The sequence below is a fragment of the Deinococcus betulae genome (genome assembly GCF_020166395.1).
Classification (GTDB): domain Bacteria; phylum Deinococcota; class Deinococci; order Deinococcales; family Deinococcaceae; genus Deinococcus; species Deinococcus betulae.
On record NZ_JAIQXU010000003.1, the window covers coordinates 78,772 to 94,857 of the forward strand.

Below are 16,086 nucleotides of genomic sequence, written 5' to 3' on the forward strand. Positions count from 1 at the left end.
ACCTGGGGCTCAGGTCAGCACCACCCCAGGGCCGAAAAACGGCGAACGTGGACCAGCCAGGGGTGTCATGCCGCCCAGGGTAGCAGATAGGGCGTGCATGAAGAAACCGCCGGGCTGACCCAACCCGCCAAATGACACACTCATTACATTCACCCTGAGAATAGAGGTCCGATGCAATCCAATCTGCCTCTTCGGCGCGGCCTTGTGCTGCTGGCGTCCCTAGCTATGGTCCTGTCGGCGTGTGGCCGCGCCCCCACCGGGCCGGCCCTGGCCCCGCTGGCGGCGGCCGGCGAACCTGTCCTCAACGAGGTCTACTTCGACGCACCGGGTACCGATACGGGCACCTTCATCGAACTGAAAGGGCCTGCGGGCAAGAGCCTGAGCGGCTACAGCCTGGCGGCCTTCGACACGGCGGGCACGCAGTACCGGACCATCACCCTCTCGGGCAGCATTCCAGCCAGCGGGTACTCTGTGGTAGCGCAGGACAGCACGGTGCCGGGCCGCACGATGATAGATGCAGGCGCCGACCTCAACAATGGCAGCGGCAGCCTGCGCCTGCTCAGGGGCGGCGCCGTGGTGGACGCCCTGGCCTACGGCAGCCCCAGCGCGGGCCGGGGCGAGGGCAGCCCGGCCCCCACCACCGGGGCCGGCAAAGCGCTGGCCCGCGTGCCGGACGGCCAGGACACCGGGGCGAACAGCGCCGACTTCAAGGTGCAGGCGGCCACGCCCGGCACGGCAAACGGCGGGGGCACCGGGGGCGGCACCGGCAAGAAAGTCCTGTTTGACCTCACCAAGGCCGAGGACGCGGGCAACGCCGACTGGCGCATTGACGGGGCCTACAGCGACTATGCGGGCGCCCTGCGGGGCCTGGGCTACACGGTGGCGTCGGTGACGGGCAGCGCCATCACCTCGACTAACCTTGCTGGTGCCTCGGTACTGGTTATTCCTGAGCCGCAAAACCCGTTCAGCGACAGCGAACGCGCGGCCATTCAGGCGTTCGTGCAGGGCGGCGGTGGGCTGTTCCTGATTACTGACCACCGCACCAGCGACCGCAACAACAACGGCTGGGACAGCCCAGAAGTCTTTAACGGCTGGGACGGCAGCACGCCCGCCAGTGTGGCGAGCACCTTTCAGAAGAGCCTGGACGCCGACACCCTGTTTGGCCTGGGCGCGTCGTTCAACTCCAGTTTCAGCGATCCGGTGTATACAGCCACGCCGACCACCTCGCACCCCATCCTGAACGGGGTGAGCAGCGCGGGGGTGTACGTGGGGACCAGCGTAGACGTGCGGGCAGGCACCGCGCTGATGGGTGCAGGCGGCAAAACCTACCTGGCCGTGAACAGTGTCGGCGCGGGGCGGGTCGCCATGTGGGGCGACAGCAGCACCTTTGGCGACAACACGTACTCCGATGGCAGCACCGGCCAGTACAACAACTGGCCCAACCTGAGCAACGCGGCGCTCGGCAAGAACGTGGTGCGCTGGCTGGCCGGCGACCTTTAAGAAACCTTAAACTTTCTGGGCGGCCCTCTGTCCTGGGGGGCCGCGTTCTTTTTGAGCGCCCAGACGCATGCCACCATGCCGCTATGAGTGTGTTTACGATCCCGCCCACCTGTCCGGGTCACCCGCATGGGTGAGGTTCACGCCGAAGCCTACCTGCTGGCTGCCGGGGTGCTGCTCATCATCAGCCTGGTGGTCAGCCGCCTGGGGGGCCGCCTGGGCATTCCGGGGCTGCTGCTGTTTCTGGGCGTGGGCATGCTGTTTGGCAACGACGGCCTGGGCATCCAGTTTCAGGATTACGGGCTGGCGCAGGCCGTAGGCACGGTGGCGCTGTGTTTCATCCTGTTTCAGGGGGGCCTGGACACCAACTGGGCCAAAACCAAGCCGGTGGTCAAGCGCGGCCTGAGTCTCGCCACGGTGGGCGTGCTGGTGACGGCCGGGGTCATGGCGGCCTTTACCCACTACGCCTTCGGCTTTTCCTGGCTGACCGCGTGGCTGCTGGGCGCCATCGTCAGCAGCACGGACGCCAGCGCCGTCTTTTCGGTCCTCAAGGAACGCAACCTGGGCCTCAAGGGCGACATCGACCCCCTGCTGGAATTCGAGTCGGGCGGCAATGACCCGATGGCCGTCTTCCTGACGGTGGGCATTCTGGAACTCATCGCCCACCCTGAGCGCGGCGTCCTGAGCATCGCGCCTCTGTTTCTAGAAGAGATGGTGCTGGGCGCTGTCTTCGGGTTGGTGCTGGGGCGCGGCGCCCTGTGGCTGCTCAACCGCGTGCAGCTGCAGTTTGAAGGCCTGTACTCGGTGCTGACCCTGGCGCTGGCGCTCACCATCTTTGCGGGCACAGCGGTGGCGGGCGGCAGCGGCTTTCTGGCCATCTACATTGCGGGCGTCATTCTGGGCAACGCCGACTTTATTCACAAGCGCTCGCTGATTAACTTTCACGACGGCCTCTCGTGGCTGATGCAGGTGGGCATGTTCCTGACCCTGGGCCTGCTCGTCAGCCCCAGCGAACTGCTGCCCACCGCCGGGCTGGCGCTGGCCTGCGCGCTGGTGCTGGTCTTCGTGGCGCGGCCAGTCAGCGTCTACCTGGGGCTGGCCAACGCCAGGATGCCGCTGAACGAGAAAAGCATGGTGGCCTGGGTGGGCCTGCGCGGCGCGGTGCCAATTGTGCTGGCCACTTTTCCGCTGCTGGCCGAGGTGCCGCAGGCGCAGACCCTCTTTAACATCGTGTTTTTTATCGTGCTGACCAGCGTGCTGCTTCAGGGCACGACCCTGACCCTGGTGGCGCGCTGGCTGCGGGTGCGCGAGGAGATTCCGGCGCGCGCCACCTACCCGATTTCCTACACCCCCACCGGCCATAACAAAAACGAGATGGTCGAGGTGGAGGTAATGCACGGCAGCCGCGCCGACGGCGCGCGCATCGTGGACCTGCACCTGCCGCCCGAGGCCCTGGTGATTCTGATTCACCGCGCGGGCGAATTCCTGATTCCCAAGGGGGCCACCGAACTGCTAGCCGGCGACAGCGTGCTGGTGCTGGCGGGTGATGAGGAATTGCAGGAGGTACGAGGGACGCTGGGCACGTCAACGTAAATCCTGGGCCTTTTCCCCCTCGCGTATCAGTCACAGTTCTCGTGAATCAGAATGCCTGGGCCGTAAGCGGTCAGCACTGGAATCCAGGCTTCGGTCAGCTCATCCAGGCGGGTTCGGTCGAAGGCCAGGAATGCCCGCTCATCGCCAGCCCTGGTGGTGCGCCAGAGCGGAATCTGGGCCACGATATCGGAGAGGTCATTTAAATCTTTTTCCATCCACCCGTTGAACGGCGTACCCCGATAAAGCGGATTGCCGTGGTAGCGCCCAAACATTCGCACCAGCGCCTGCACATGCTGAGGATTAAAAACCGGGACAGCAAAGCCCTCAACGCTTCGTTCCTCATTGGTATGCCCACCGACCTAACTGGCGTACGTCACGCCTGTCGGCGCCTGCACCACAACGGTGGCGCCAGAACCCTCAGTGCCGTCTGGGTCAAGAAAGATATAGGCCAGTTCGTTCTTCACGCTCAGTCATCCTGTCCAGGCAGTTCTGCTTTTTCAATCCACCCCCGCCCACGTCTGCCCTGCAAAGACACGCCGCCCGGTCTCTCTGGGCGGCGGTGTTACCGTGACCCTATGACCAGCACCGCCCAGCCCCCTGCCCAGCCGCGCGACACGGCCGTCTTCGACCTGATTGCCCAGGAAGCCGAGCGTCAGCGGCTGGGCCTGGAACTGATCGCCAGTGAGAACTTCACCTCGGCGGCGGTGCGCGAGGCTCAGGGCAGCATCGTGACCAACAAGTACGCCGAGGGCTATCCCGGCAAACGCTGGTACGGCGGCTGTGAGGTCGTGGACCGCATTGAGCAGCTGGCCATTGATCGCGTCAAGGAACTGTTCGGCGCCGCGTGGGCGAACGTGCAGCCGCACTCGGGCAGCAGCGCCAACCTGGCCGTGTACAACGCCCTGATTGAACCGGGCAGCACGGTGCTGGGCATGGACCTGTCGCACGGCGGGCACCTGACCCACGGCAACCCCGTGAACTTTTCGGGCCTGCGCTACAAGATTGTGGGCTACAAGGTCAACCCCGAGACCGAGCTGATTGATATGGAAGAAGTGCGCCGCCTGGCCCACGAGCACCAGCCCAAGATGATCATTGCCGGGGCCAGCGCTTACAGCCGCACCATCGACTTTGCCGCCTTCCGAGACATTGCCGACGAAGTGGGCGCCATTCTGTTTGCCGATGTGGCCCACATTGCGGGCCTGATTGCAGCGGGGCTGCATCCCAACGCGCTGCCCCACGCCCATGTGGTTGCCAGCACCACCCACAAGACCCTGCGCGGGCCACGCGGCGGCATTATCCTCAGCAACGACCCCGAGTTGGGCGCCAAGATTGACCGCGCCGTCTTCCCGGGCTACCAGGGCGGCCCGCTGGAGCACGTCATCGCCGCCAAGGCAGTGGCCTTTGGCGAAGCGCTGACGCCCGAATTCAAGACCTACGCCGCGCAGATCATCAAGAACGCGCAGGCACTCGCCGCTGCCTTTCAGGACCTCGGCTACCGCGTGGTCTCGGGCGGCACCGACAATCACCTGCTGGTGCTGGACCTGCGTCCTCAGGGGCTGAACGGCACCAAGGCCACCAAGCGGCTGGACGCCAACCACATCACGATTTCCAAGTCCACCCTGCCCTACGACACCGAAAAAATCCTGCACGGCGGCGGCATCCGCATCGGCACGCCCGCTGTGACCACGCGCGGCATGACCGAAGAGCATATGCCGCGCGTGGCGGACCTGATTCACCGCGCCCTGGCTGGCGAGGACGTGCAGGCCGAGGTTCACGCTTTCGCTGGCGGCTTTCCTCTGCCCTGAGCGGCGCCGACTAGAGAGGGGGTGGGGTCTCAGGGCCCCGCCCCCTTTTTGTGAAGTTTTCTTCAATGTGTCATAGTGAACAGCACCATGACTGCGGCCGACGTCACCGGCGACTTCGCGGAGCTGACCTTACGGCTCACGCGGTTGGGGCTGACGGCGCCGGACCTGGGCAGCGCCATGCAGCCGGTGCTGGACGCCCTGGTCACACACACTGGCGCCCAGGGGGCCGGTTATTACCAGTGGTGGGCGCCGGACAACGTGTACCGCGCCCGCACCGCCAGTGGCCGCCTGCCACCTGGCCTGCACCCACGGGGGCTGTCGCCGCAATTGCCGCTGCTGGGCGCCCTGCGGCGCTCGCCTGAACCTGTGTTTATTGCCGACGTGCGCAGTCATCCGGCGGCGCGCACCTTCGCCTTTCCCGGCGTGTGCTCGCTGATTGCGGCGCCCATTCATGACCGGAGCGGGGGGCTGATCGGCGCGCTGCTGCTGCTGGCCTCTACCCCGCAACAGTGGCGCCCCCCCGAGCAGGCGCTGGTGCGCAGCGTCACGGGCGTCATGGCCCTGCTGGCGGCGCGCCTGGACGCCGAGGAACGTGAGCGCGAAGCCCATGAACACGCCCTGCGGGCCCTGGGCCTGTGCCTGGAAGCCCGCAGCGCCGAGACCCACGGCCACACCGACCGCGTGACCCGCCTGGCTGTAGAAGTGGGCCAGGCGCTGTCCCTGGCCGAGGGCGACCTGTGCGCCCTGCGCTGGGGCGCCTACCTGCACGACATCGGCAAGCTGAGCCTGCCCGACGAGATCCTGCACTGCCCCGGCCCCCTGACCGGTGACATGCGCGACCGCATGCGCACCCATGTGGAAGAAGGCGTCAATCTGGCCCGGCAACTGCCTTTCCTCCCCGGCGAGGCCCTGAATGTCATTGCGGCCCACCATGAACGCTGGGACGGCACCGGCTACCCCCAGGGCGTGCGCGGCGAGGCGATTCCGCTGACGGCGCGCATTTTCGCCGTATGCGACGTGTTTGACGCCCTGACCAGCGCGCGCACCTACAAGGCCGCCTGGACGGCCAACGACGCCCTGAACTTTGTGCAGGCCGCCAGCGGCACCCACTTTGACCCGCATGTGGTCCGCGCCCTGACCGGCGTCCTGCACCGCGTCCAGGCGTGAAGGGCCCGACCACACACCACCAGGAAGGGCTGGAGAGGATATTCTTTGCCGCTCTGTGAGTTCCGCACCGGGGGAACTTCGCCTTCTCTCCCGGTCACCTCGCAGAGAAGGCGGCACCTGCCTGGCCACGTCCCCTCTTTTCCCACTCCCCACTGCCCACAACCCACTTCCCCCCTCACGTCACAGACGCGTCACCCGGCCCGCCTATACTCGCCCTCATGAAACGCGCCGCCTTCCTGCTGCTGGGCCTGCTGGCCACCACCGCCGCCGCGCAGCGCACGGTGACCATTGGCCTGGGCTACAACCCCGACGTGCAGTTCACGCCCTTTTACGTGGCCGACAAGCTGGGCTATTTCGGCGCTGAAGGCCTGAAGGTGACCTACCAGCACGGGTACGTCTCGCAGCTGCTGCCCCTGCTGCTCCAGGGCAAACTGGATTTCGTGGTGGGCGACCCCGAGGACGCCATTTTTGCGCGCAACCAGGGCGCCGACGTGCGGTACATCATGACCATGTACCAGAAAAACCCGGTCACCGTCTTCAGCCTCTCGCCGCTGAACAGCGCCGCCGACCTGAAGGGCAAGGCCGTGGGGCTGCCTGGGCCTTTTGGCAGCTCGTACCATGCGCTTCAGGCCCTCCTGGACAGTGCCAATCTGACCGAAGGCCGGGACGTGCGCCTGGCCAACATCGGCTTTACACAGGTGGACGCCGTGCGCGCTGGGCGGGTAGACGCGGCGGTGGGCTACGCCAACAACGACGTGTTGCAACTGGCCCGCACCAGTGGCAAACGCGTGTATACCCTGGATATTTCGGGGGCCTACCCGATGGTCGGTGTGGGGCTGATCGGCAGCGGCAAGAGCCTGCAAGGGGACCTGGCCAAAAAGGTGGTGCGCGCCGCCCAGCGCGGCCTGAAGTTCACGGTGGCGGACCCTGCGCGCGCCTTCAAGCTGGCCCAGCCTGTGTTTGGTGCCAGCGGCAGCCTGGACGTACTGCGGGCCAGCACGCCGCTGATGACCGGGCCGTATACCCAGACGGCGGGCCTGGGCGCCATGAATCCGGCCGCCTGGACCAAGGCGGTGGCGGCGCTGGTGAAGCAGGGCAAACTGCCAGCGGGGGCAAAGGCCAGCGACTACTACACCAACGCCTTTATCAGCAAAACCCTGAAATAAGTGTCTTGTTCAGAGGCCGCGTCCAGCTGGACGCGGCCTCTTTTTGGCTGTTCTGGCCGCGCCTGCCAGATCCACTGCGGGGCAAACAACCACCTCAAGTTCGTTGGCGCCCCCGCCCATTCCAAAGACTCACCCCGTTCGCTCCAGAGCGGGTGGGCGAGGGGTCTTCACCCGCTCTGGGTTCCGTTTTGACATCGGCCAGGCGTGCTAGGCGTGATGGCCTAGCCGCCCAGTTCTTCGTGACAGGGGCCGCTTTTGCCTGCTACGCTACCGCCATCACCGAAAGGAGGTGCTGCCTATGACCAACATCACTGACATCAAGACCGCCCGCGCACACGGAGTCTTTGTTCCTGCCAACAGGAGTGATTTTGAACAACCACGTCTGGCCACCTCTGCCTTCGGGCGGCCCACACGACCATAACCGCAGCGGGCGCCCATGAGCGCCCAGTGGCACCACGCCTCAGAAGACTTCTGGGATGACCACCCTGAAGCCCCGCGCCGCCGGAGCAAAAAGAAGCCGCTCGGGCGCCGCCAACTGGCCCACCTGACCAGCACCGACGACATCGACGTTCAGGACGACATCATTCGCCGCCTGCAAGACCTCGGGCATATCACCGAAGTCGTTGCCGAGCTGAAAAGCGGCAAGGAAGCCACAGCCTACGTGGCGCGCGGTCCCAGAGGCAGCGTTCTTCTGAAGCTCTACCGCGACCTCGAAGCCCGTTCATTCAAGGACGACAGCGTGTACCGCGCGGGCCAGGTGATTCTGGACGTGCGCGCCAAGCGGGCCATGGAAGGCCGCACCCGCAAAGGCCTGGAGATGCTCCAGCATGACTGGGTCAACGCTGAATACGCCCGTCTATGGCAACTGTGGCAGGCCGGTCTGCCCGTCCCCGAACCCCTGGTGGGGCCTCACCCTTACGACTACGCCCAGACCGTTCCCGCCGTCCTGATGCGCCTTGTGGGCATCGAAGACGACATCGCCCCGCGCCTCAGTGACGCCCCGCTCACCCCAGAACAGGCCCAGAGCGCCTGGCGGCAGAGTGTTCAGGGCATGGCGGATCTGCTGCGGCTGGGCTACGCGCACGGCGATTACAGCACCTACAACCTTCTCTGGTGGGAGGACACCGTGACCATCATCGACTTTCCGCAACTGACCACGCGCCAGAACCCGCACTTCCGCGACCTGCTGGCCAGAGACGCCCAGAGCCTCGTGACCAGCTTCCGCAAACACGGCATTCAGGCCGACGCCGACGCAACGCTCCGCGAGGTGCAGCGCCGCGCCCTGGGCCCAGCCCCCACCCCCCGCTTGCTGCTGCCGTGACCGGCACTTCCCGCCGGGCACCCCAGGAATGGAGGTGCCCGGCGTGTTTTGTGGTTGCTGGCTAGAACGCCTGGCACCAAGTAGGCTCCTGCCCGCTCTGTCAGCCTCGGAGTCTGTATTGCTAGGCCGACAGGGTGGCCCGGAGCCGCCAGAGCTGCCCCCAGGCGCCCTGGAGCGTCAGGCGCGTGATGGGCTGGGCCGACAGCAGCAGACTGGTGAAACTCACCTGACCGCCCGCCGCAAACACCTCCAGCGAGCAGGTGTCGAGGATGACCCGCAGCTCTCCCTCTGCCCCAGCAGGCAGCGGGGCCATAAAGGTGCCAGCAAAGCCGTCCAGCCCAGCGGGGGCCGGCCGGGTCAGGCGCAAGTGGCTGCCCTGAACACTCAGGGTCGCCTCCTGGCCCGCGTCGGACCGGAAGTGCACCTCGGCGCCCTCGGGCAGGGTCAGCGCCAGGTCGAGGGCCTGCCCGGCAGAGAAGGAGAACGTCTGCCCGCTGTCCAGGTGCTGGCCCTGGTCACGTAGGTCTGTCAATTCCCGAAGAGGCTGCTGGATCAGCGCCCACTGCCCGCCGCTGCGCACCAACCCCAGTTCTCGCGGCAGGGTCAGGGCGCCGCGCCAGGGGTGGGTGGGCAGGTCGTTGGCGTAATCCCAGGCGTTCATCCAGGCCAGCCAGACCGCGCGCGCTGGCCCCTGCGGCAGGTCGCTGTAGGTGATGGCCGCGTAGAAATCCTTGCCCCAGTCGGCCCAGCGCGCCGGCTGCGAGGGCGTGAACACCGCGCCGTCAAAGGTGCCGACCCAGTACTGCGCGCCTGTGCCGCCCTGCGGGCCACCGGCAAACACGTCCACTTTCATGACCCAGATAGGGTCGCCGTCCTCACTAGGCAAGGCGAACAGGTCCGGCACTTCCCAGATGCCGGCCACCGCGCCGGCCGGGCCAAACAGGCTGAGGCGTGTCCAGCGGCGCAAGTCAGGCGAGCCGTACACGCCAATCTGGCGCTCGTTAGGGTGGGCGACCACACTGATCCACTGCGCGGTGGCGGCGTGCCAGAAGGTCTTGGGGTCACGGAAATCTTGTTTGTGTTCGTCCAGCACTGCGGTCGGCCCCACGAAGGCCCAGTGCGCCCCACCGTCGCGGCTGAGCGCCAGATACTGCGCCTGATGGTGGTCGCCGTTCCCCGTGTACATGGCCACCACGGGCGGGTGCGGGTCGCCGGGCTGGCCCAGCCCACTGGTGTTGTGCCTGTCCACCACCGCACTGCCGGAATACACGTCGTGCCCTTGGCGCCAGGGCAGGGCGACCTCATGCTCTTGCCAGTGCAGCAGGTCTGGGCTGGTGGCGTGGCCCCAGCTGAGGTAACCGTGGTGATTAGCGCGGGGATTGTGCTGGTAAAAGAGGTGATAGTGCCCGCCCGCGTACACCAGGCCATTGGGGTCGTTGAGCCAGTGCTGCCGGGCGGTGAAGTGCAGAGCGGGGCGCAGAACCATGCCCTACTGTGCCGCGCCCCCGATACTGGGCGCATGCCCCGCCCTCTGAAGTTCCTGCTCATGCTGCTGCCGTTTGTATTGGGCAGCAGCGCCGCCCGCCGGACACCGCGTGACCGCTAAGCCCCGCCGTCTGCGCTCGGTGCTGTATGTGCCCGGCGACAACCCCCGCGCCCTGGACAAGGCCCGCACCCTGGGGGCTGACGCCGTGATTCTGGACCTGGAAGACGCGGTGGCCCCCGAACACAAGGCCGCCGCGCGGGAAGGCGTGCAGGCCGCCCTGGCCAGTCCCTGGCCCACCCCAGTTCTCCTGCGCGTGAACGCCCCCGGCACCCCCTGGCACGCCGACGACCTGGCGCTGGCCCGGACGCTTCTGCTGGCCGGCGTGGTGCTGCCCAAGGGAGAAGCGCCGCCCAGCCTTGACCTCCCTTTGCCGGTCTGGACCATGATTGAAACGCCTCTGGGGGTCCTGAATGCCCCAGCTATTGCGGCGGCGCCCGCAGTGGCGGGCCTGATTGCGGGCACCAACGACCTCGCCCGCGCCCTGCGCACCCGCCCCCACCCGTCGCGTGAGGGCCTGCTGCACGCCCTAAGTGCCGTGGTACTGGCCGCCCGCGCCCACGGCAAGGTGCCTCTGGACGCGGTGTTCAACAACGTGCGCGACCCGGACGGCTTTGCCCAGGAGTGCGAGCAGGGCCGCACCATAGGCTTTGCTGGCAAGACCGTGATTCATCCCAGCCAGATTGACCCTGCCAACGCCACCTACGGCGTGCGCCCCGAAGCCGCTCAGCGCGCCCGCGCCCTGCTTGCCACCTGGGACGCCGCCCGCGCCGCTGGGCAGAGCATTGCCACCTTTGAGGGCGCCCTGATCGAGCAGATGCATGTGGATGAAGCGCGGGAATTGGCGGAGGAGGACGGCGGGTAGCGAAGATGGAGCGCGGTAGGGGCAGGGTTGTGGGGAGTGGGCAGTAGGAAGTGGGAACAAAGGAAGGTGAGGAATGAGCAGGGACGGAGGCTCGGACGCTCTCCTCTGCCCACACACAGGGGCCAGGAGAAGCCGCCCTTCATCTGTTCAAAGTCGAACCTACCGAACGCATCAAGCCTTCTTGCCCCGTTCCCCCCCAGGTCCAGGCGAGGCCATTGTGCGCGTAGCGCGCAGGCCCTTGCGGTGGGGCAAAGGATGGCGTCGAGGCCAGACACGTCAACGAACAGAGCAAGCTGGCCGACGCCAGTCAAAACTCTTGCCGAGCGCAGCGATTGCTCCCCCTGCCCCTCTGGGGGAGGGGGCTGGGGGGTGGGGCAAACGCCGTTTAAGAAACCCCCTAACCATCCAAAGCCACCGCCCTCACCTTCCCCCCATTCCCGCCCAACCACACCCGAAACGCCCCCAACCCCTCCTCACTCAGCTCCCCTCTCACCACGCCGTCTGCCCCCACTATCCACGGCCGCCGGTTCGCATCTTCCGGCAGGCCATCTAGCCGGTAGCGCCCCGCCCCCACCCCCGCCAGCCGCGCCGTCACCACATGCGGGTAATACTCCTGCTCAAAGCGCCGCTGCAGCCGCGCCTCGCGCCCGTGGTCTACACCAGAAATCCCGAAAAACAGAAACACAGGCCCAAAGTCCACAAACGGCCGCAGCCGGCGCCGCCGAACCGAGAGGACCTGAAAGGCAGACACCACAGGCTCTGTCATGCGTCTTGTCTACCCCTGAGCCGGCCGGGCATTCCAGCCCTGTCCTATGCTCACCCTATGGACGCGGCGCGAATTCTTTGGCTGTCAGGGGCACCCACCTGACCGCCCGCGCGTGGTCTGTCGCCCCCGAACAGGTGTTCGGGGGCTCTTGCTTGGAGGCGCCCGCATGACTGAATCCTCTGGCCTGACCTGGCTCACCCACTATCCCGGCGACCTGAGGGCAGGCGACGTGCTGCGCCTGGCCCTGACGAGCAAGGTCTACGGCGCAGCTATCGAAACGCCCATCAGTGAAACGCCGCGCCTGAGCGCCAGAACCGGCAACCGCGTGCTACTCAAACGCGAAGACCAGCAGCCCATCTTTTCCTTCAAATTGCGCGGGGCCTACAACAAGATGGCCCAGCTTTCGGCCAAAGAACGCGACCAGGGGGTCATCTGCGCCTCGGCGGGCAACCACGCGCAGGGCGTGGCCTACGCCGCCCAGCGCCTGGGGCTGCGGGCGGTGATTGTCATGCCCGAAACCACCCCCGACATCAAGGTGGCCGCCTGCCGCGCGCGCGGGGCCGAGGTGGTGCTGCGGGGGGATTCATTCAGTGACGCCGAAGCCTATGCCTATACCCTGCAGGCGCAGCTGGGCCTGACCTTCGTTCACCCTTACGACGACCCCCTGGTGCTGGCGGGGCAGGGCACGGTGGCCCTGGAACTGCTGCGCCAAGTCGAGACCGACGGCCCGCTGACCGTGTTCGTGCCGGTGGGCGGCGGCGGCCTGATTGCCGGGGTGGCCGGCGTTCTGAAGGCCCTGCGCCCAGACATCCGCGTGGTGGGCGTGGAACCCGAGGACAGTGACGCCATGTTTCAGTCGGTGCAGGCCGGCGAGCGGGTCAGGCTGGAGCAGGTGGGCATTTTTGTGGACGGCGTGGCCGTCAAGCAGGTGGGCGCCTACACCTTTGACCTGGCCCGGCGCTATGTAGACGACTGGGTGCGCGTGACCACCGACGAGGTCTGTGCGGCCATCAAGGACGTGTTTGACGACACGCGGGCCGTTATGGAACCCGCCGGGGCCCTGGCCGTGGCCGGGCTCAAGCGCTACGCTGCCGAGCAGGAACTGCGGAACGAAACCCTGGTGGCCCTGACCTGCGGCGCCAACGTCAACTTTGACCGCCTGCGCCATGTGGCCGAGCGCGCCGAGATCGGCGAGCAGCGCGAGGCGATTTTCGCCGTGACTATCCCCGAGCGCCCCGGCGCCTTCCGCGCCTTTATCGAGGTGGTGGGGGCGCGGGCCGTCACCGAATTTAATTACCGCTTTGCGCCGCGCGCCCAGGCCCAGATTTTTGTGGGCGTGCAGCTGGCCCAGCCCAGCGAACGCGCTGCCCTACACGCCGAGCTGACCGCGCAGGGCTACCCGGTCCTCGACCTGACCGACGACGAACTGGCCAAAGTTCATGTGCGGCATATGGTGGGCGGCCGCGCCCCCGAGGCGGCCCATGAGCGGGTGTACTCGTTTACCTTCCCCGAGCGGCCCGGCGCGCTGCTGGCCTTCCTGACCCACCTGCACGGCCGCTGGAACATCAGTCTGTTTCACTACCGCAACCACGGCAGCGCGCACGGCCGGGTGCTGGCCGGCCTTCAGGTGCCCCCCGGCGATGAGACGGCCTTTGCGGCGTTTCTGGCCGGCGTGGGGTATCCGGCCACCGACATGACCGCCAACCCCGCGTACCGCCTGTTTTTGACCTGAGGCGGCCAGAGCCCAGGGCCGCACATAAAGGGCACCTGGGGCCGTCCTCATCCTGCGCGCTTCTGGACATGGCCAGATGGAGGACATGGCAGAGTCTGCGACCACTTCCAACGCGGTGTTGCGCCTCAGTGGGGCGTGGCAGGGCGAAGCCACCGACCCGGCGCGTCAGTTTCAGGGCCAGGTGTTGGTCTCCAGCCTGGAAGCGCTTCCCGAGGGCACGGCTGTCGAGGTGAGTTTCCAGGACAGTGGCCGCCGGGTCAGCGGGCCAGGCGACCACGGCGCCTATGTGCTGCGCGCGCTGGGACAGTCGTGGCCTGTGCTCCGCCTGACTCAGCACCCCAGCGCCGTGGGCCAGAACCGCGATGACCGGGTGCCGTCGTCCGAGTGGGTGGCGGAACTGGTGGTGGGCCGGCCAGGCACCTGAGCTTGCGCCGCGCCGGGCCAGCTGCTTAGGCTAACCCATGTCGCCTTACCGCCTGCTGGACGTGCCCCCCACCGACCCGCGTGTGCAGGCCCTGATGAACGCCCAGCAGCGCGAACTGCGGGCGCTGTATCAGGACACCGATGAGCGCACCGAACCCTTTGACCCCATGACCCTGACGGGCGAGGGCTGCGTGTTGCTGGCCGCAGAGGAAGAAGGGGAGTTGGTGGCCTGCGGCGCCCTGAAGCGCTGGGACGCCGAATCGGCCGAGGTCAAGCGGATGTATACCGTTCCTGACGCCCGTGGGCGGGGCATTGGCCGCGCGCTGCTGGAAGAATTGCAGGCGCGCGGCCAGGCCGAGGGGTACGCCCGCCTGGTGCTTGAAACAGGTGACCAGCAGGCGGCAGCCCTAGCGCTGTACGAACGCGCGGGTTTCCGGCGCATTCCCAACTTCGGGTATTACGAGGGCATAGAGAACAGCCTCTGCTTTGCCTTGCCGCTGAAGCCCGCCTGAAGCGTTGTCGCATCCGGCTTTGCCGCGAGGGAGAAGGTCGAGTATGGGGAAGGGGCTCTTTCGCCTCTCTCCGCGTTGACCACACCCTCGAAGAAGGCTCGGTGCGGCCACTCCTTCACCCCTCTGGGCGGCCCAGGGCCGTCGGTGGATAAAGCCTCAATAGCGCTGGGGACTGTGATCAGCCTTGCCTGCCCGGAATCTGTCACGGTGGGCCATGACCTTCCTTAGTCCCGCCACTCACGCCTGTATTGACACCTGCTTGACGTGCCTGAGCGCCTGCGAAACATGCGCCGCCACCTGCCTGAATGAGCCGGACCTGGAGATGATGCGGGCCTGCATTCGCCTGGACCGCGACTGCGCCGACCTGTGTGCCCTGACGGCCCGGCTGCTGCTGCGGGGCAGCACCCTGCACCCGCAGGCCTGCGCCCTGTGTGCCGCCGCGTGTGACGCCTGCGCCGCCGAGAGCGCCCAGCATCACTATGACCACTGCCAGCGCTGCGCCGAAGCCTGCCGCCAATGTGCCCAGGCGTGCCGGGTGCTGGCGGCGTAAAAGTCGCCTGTTGTTTCCCAGCAACCCGGTAGGGTGGGGCTGTGAATGCCAACTGGGCGGGGGTGGTGCTGGGGGCGGTGGCCGGGGCGCTGTATGGCCTGGGCGTGTACCTGTGGCTGCATGTGTTACAGCGCAGCAGCGAGGGAGCTGCCGGCGTCATGGTGGCGTCGTATCTGTTTCTGGTGCCGTTCGTGCTGGGCCTGCTGTCTGCGGCGCTGGCGCTTCGCCCCCGGCCCACCTTGCCCCCGCCAGAGCCCGACGCTTTTGGCGAGGTCCGCGCCGCCCAAGCTCCTGGTCTGCTGGCCGCCCTGGGGGTGGCGGCGCTCTCCACCACCGTCTTTCTGGTCACGGCCCTGGTGCTGGGGTTCGAGGGCGTGCTGTGCGCCTTTCTGGCTGCTCCGGTGATGTACGTCATGGCGGGCCTGGGGGCCGCGCTGGCATACGGCCTGCGGCGCTGGTGGGGACGGGGCCAGGCCGGCGCCCTGCTGCTGACCGCCGCGCTTCCCGCCCTGCTGGGGCCACTGGAAGGGCGGCTGGCCCCGCCAGTCGTCTACCGCGTCGTCACCAACGACGTGCTGATTCAGGCGCCTCCTGAACTCGTGTGGACCCAGATTCGCAGCGTGCCGCGCATTGAAGACCGCGAGATTCGGGCCGGCTGGGCGCACGCGGCCGGGCTGCCGCGCCCGCGCGAGGCCGTGATGAGCCGCACTGGTGTGGGGGCCGTCCGCACCGCCACCTTTGACGGCGGGCTGAGCTTCACCGAGACCGTGACCGACTGGCAGCCGGGGCGCCTGCTGTCCTTCCGCATTCAGGCCAGCGACCCCGGCCAGCTGGACCCCCACGTACGGGTGGGTGGCCAGTTTTTCGACGTGATCAGCGGCACTTACCGCTTGGAAGAACTCTCGCCCGGCGTGACCTTGCTGCACCTGAGCAGCACCCAGCGGGTCAGCACCCATTTCAACGGCTACGCCGCCTACTGGACCCAGGCCATTATGCGCGACCTGCAGCGCACCATTCTGGAAGTGGTGCGTGACCGCACCGAAGCCCAGGCGGGCCGAATCTGAGGGCCGCTTTCCACTGCCTTGTTGACGGGACCACACCCCTCTCCAGTCCACGAAATCCCCTGTTTTGGAGCAGAGACCCGCT

General features: G+C 67.0%; 15 protein-coding genes and 1 pseudogene. 12 read left to right on the forward strand and 4 right to left on the reverse strand.

Features of this window, described 5'->3' with window-relative positions; genetic code table 11:
• Positions 1-9: 9 nt before the first annotated feature.
• Positions 10-144: a hypothetical protein gene (locus tag K7W42_RS22875; protein ID WP_255639020.1), complete on the reverse strand. Its 135-nt coding sequence runs from the start codon at positions 142-144 to the stop codon at positions 10-12.
• 27 nt (positions 145-171) lie between these two features.
• Between K7W42_RS22875 and K7W42_RS03860 the strand changes: the two genes are divergently transcribed.
• A complete protein-coding gene (locus K7W42_RS03860; RefSeq protein ID WP_224572448.1) occupies positions 172-1,500 on the forward strand; it encodes a motility-associated ABC transporter substrate-binding family protein in 1,329 nt (442 codons plus the stop codon).
• Positions 1,501-1,626: 126 nt separating this feature from the next.
• Positions 1,627-3,090: a potassium/proton antiporter gene (locus K7W42_RS03865; protein ID WP_157457944.1), complete on the forward strand. Its 1,464-nt coding sequence runs from the start codon at positions 1,627-1,629 to the stop codon at positions 3,088-3,090.
• Positions 3,091-3,116: 26 nt separating this feature from the next.
• Here the strand turns inward: K7W42_RS03865 and K7W42_RS03870 are convergent.
• Positions 3,117-3,437: pseudogene (locus K7W42_RS03870) on the reverse strand (DUF6210 family protein); the annotation flags it as partial.
• 228 nt (positions 3,438-3,665) lie between these two features.
• On the opposite strand from K7W42_RS03870, the gene glyA reads away from it, so the two are divergent.
• From glyA to K7W42_RS03890, 4 genes are all read left to right on the forward strand, one after another.
• The gene (glyA, locus tag K7W42_RS03875; RefSeq protein ID WP_224572450.1) at positions 3,666-4,895 is read left to right on the forward strand and encodes a serine hydroxymethyltransferase; all 1,230 of its coding nucleotides are present in this window, start codon (positions 3,666-3,668) and stop codon (positions 4,893-4,895) included.
• 87 nt (positions 4,896-4,982) lie between these two features.
• Positions 4,983-6,062, forward strand: coding sequence for an HD domain-containing phosphohydrolase (locus tag K7W42_RS03880; RefSeq protein ID WP_224572453.1), 1,080 nt, complete (start codon positions 4,983-4,985; stop codon positions 6,060-6,062).
• A 218-nt stretch (positions 6,063-6,280) separates the two neighbouring features.
• A complete protein-coding gene (locus K7W42_RS03885; RefSeq protein ID WP_224572455.1) occupies positions 6,281-7,228 on the forward strand; it encodes an ABC transporter substrate-binding protein in 948 nt (315 codons plus the stop codon).
• 436 nt (positions 7,229-7,664) lie between these two features.
• Positions 7,665-8,549 (forward strand): RIO1 family regulatory kinase/ATPase domain-containing protein, encoded by an 885-nt coding sequence (locus tag K7W42_RS03890; RefSeq protein WP_224572457.1) that lies wholly within the window; start codon positions 7,665-7,667, stop codon positions 8,547-8,549.
• A gap of 121 nt (positions 8,550-8,670) precedes the next feature.
• Here the strand turns inward: K7W42_RS03890 and K7W42_RS03895 are convergent, their stop codons facing one another.
• Positions 8,671-10,035, reverse strand: coding sequence for a glycoside hydrolase family 32 protein (locus K7W42_RS03895; protein ID WP_224572459.1), 1,365 nt, complete (start codon positions 10,033-10,035; stop codon positions 8,671-8,673).
• A gap of 109 nt (positions 10,036-10,144) precedes the next feature.
• Between K7W42_RS03895 and K7W42_RS03900 the strand changes: the two genes are divergently transcribed.
• Entirely contained in the window at positions 10,145-10,957 is an 813-nt protein-coding gene (locus tag K7W42_RS03900; RefSeq protein WP_224572461.1) for an HpcH/HpaI aldolase/citrate lyase family protein, read from the forward strand.
• A 397-nt stretch (positions 10,958-11,354) separates the two neighbouring features.
• On the opposite strand, the gene K7W42_RS03905 is transcribed toward K7W42_RS03900, so the two are convergent.
• Positions 11,355-11,723: a hypothetical protein gene (locus tag K7W42_RS03905; protein WP_224572463.1), complete on the reverse strand. Its 369-nt coding sequence runs from the start codon at positions 11,721-11,723 to the stop codon at positions 11,355-11,357.
• A gap of 166 nt (positions 11,724-11,889) precedes the next feature.
• Here K7W42_RS03905 and ilvA point away from each other — a divergent pair, with 166 nt between their 5' ends.
• The 5 genes from ilvA (at position 11,890) to K7W42_RS23190 (ending at position 16,004) form a co-directional block, all read left to right on the forward strand.
• The gene (gene ilvA / locus K7W42_RS03910) at positions 11,890-13,455 is read left to right on the forward strand and encodes a threonine ammonia-lyase, biosynthetic (RefSeq protein WP_224572465.1); all 1,566 of its coding nucleotides are present in this window, start codon (positions 11,890-11,892) and stop codon (positions 13,453-13,455) included.
• A gap of 85 nt (positions 13,456-13,540) precedes the next feature.
• The gene (locus K7W42_RS03915; RefSeq protein ID WP_224572467.1) at positions 13,541-13,879 is read left to right on the forward strand and encodes a hypothetical protein; all 339 of its coding nucleotides are present in this window, start codon (positions 13,541-13,543) and stop codon (positions 13,877-13,879) included.
• 37 nt (positions 13,880-13,916) lie between these two features.
• Positions 13,917-14,390, forward strand: coding sequence for a GNAT family N-acetyltransferase (locus K7W42_RS03920; RefSeq protein WP_224572469.1), 474 nt, complete (start codon positions 13,917-13,919; stop codon positions 14,388-14,390).
• Positions 14,391-14,604: 214 nt separating this feature from the next.
• On the forward strand, positions 14,605-14,940 hold the full coding sequence (locus K7W42_RS03925; protein ID WP_224572471.1) for a four-helix bundle copper-binding protein: 336 nt from the start codon (positions 14,605-14,607) through the stop codon (positions 14,938-14,940).
• Between the two features lie 41 nt (positions 14,941-14,981).
• On the forward strand, positions 14,982-16,004 hold the full coding sequence (locus K7W42_RS23190) for an SRPBCC family protein (RefSeq protein ID WP_224572473.1): 1,023 nt from the start codon (positions 14,982-14,984) through the stop codon (positions 16,002-16,004).
• Positions 16,005-16,086 lie beyond the last annotated feature (82 nt).

What these genes read in the sequence shown, in the direction of transcription:
- K7W42_RS03885 (WP_224572455.1), top strand. Translation starts at nt 6,281, where the DNA reads ATGAAACGCGCCGCCTTCCTGCTGCTGGGCCTGCTGGCCACCACCGCC.
- K7W42_RS03925 (WP_224572471.1), top strand. Translation starts at nt 14,605, where the DNA reads ATGACCTTCCTTAGTCCCGCCACTCACGCCTGTATTGACACCTGCTTG.
- ilvA (WP_224572465.1), top strand. Translation starts at nt 11,890, where the DNA reads ATGACTGAATCCTCTGGCCTGACCTGGCTCACCCACTATCCCGGCGAC.
- K7W42_RS22875 (WP_255639020.1), bottom strand. Translation starts at nt 144, where the DNA reads ATGAGTGTGTCATTTGGCGGGTTGGGTCAGCCCGGCGGTTTCTTCATG.
- K7W42_RS03920 (WP_224572469.1), top strand. Translation starts at nt 13,917, where the DNA reads ATGTCGCCTTACCGCCTGCTGGACGTGCCCCCCACCGACCCGCGTGTG.
- K7W42_RS03905 (WP_224572463.1), bottom strand. Translation starts at nt 11,723, where the DNA reads ATGACAGAGCCTGTGGTGTCTGCCTTTCAGGTCCTCTCGGTTCGGCGG.
- K7W42_RS03915 (WP_224572467.1), top strand. Translation starts at nt 13,541, where the DNA reads ATGGCAGAGTCTGCGACCACTTCCAACGCGGTGTTGCGCCTCAGTGGG.
- K7W42_RS03865 (WP_157457944.1), top strand. Translation starts at nt 1,627, where the DNA reads ATGGGTGAGGTTCACGCCGAAGCCTACCTGCTGGCTGCCGGGGTGCTG.
- K7W42_RS03880 (WP_224572453.1), top strand. Translation starts at nt 4,983, where the DNA reads ATGACTGCGGCCGACGTCACCGGCGACTTCGCGGAGCTGACCTTACGG.
- K7W42_RS03895 (WP_224572459.1), bottom strand. Translation starts at nt 10,035, where the DNA reads ATGGTTCTGCGCCCCGCTCTGCACTTCACCGCCCGGCAGCACTGGCTC.
- K7W42_RS03860 (WP_224572448.1), top strand. Translation starts at nt 172, where the DNA reads ATGCAATCCAATCTGCCTCTTCGGCGCGGCCTTGTGCTGCTGGCGTCC.
- K7W42_RS03890 (WP_224572457.1), top strand. Translation starts at nt 7,665, where the DNA reads ATGAGCGCCCAGTGGCACCACGCCTCAGAAGACTTCTGGGATGACCAC.
- glyA (WP_224572450.1), top strand. Translation starts at nt 3,666, where the DNA reads ATGACCAGCACCGCCCAGCCCCCTGCCCAGCCGCGCGACACGGCCGTC.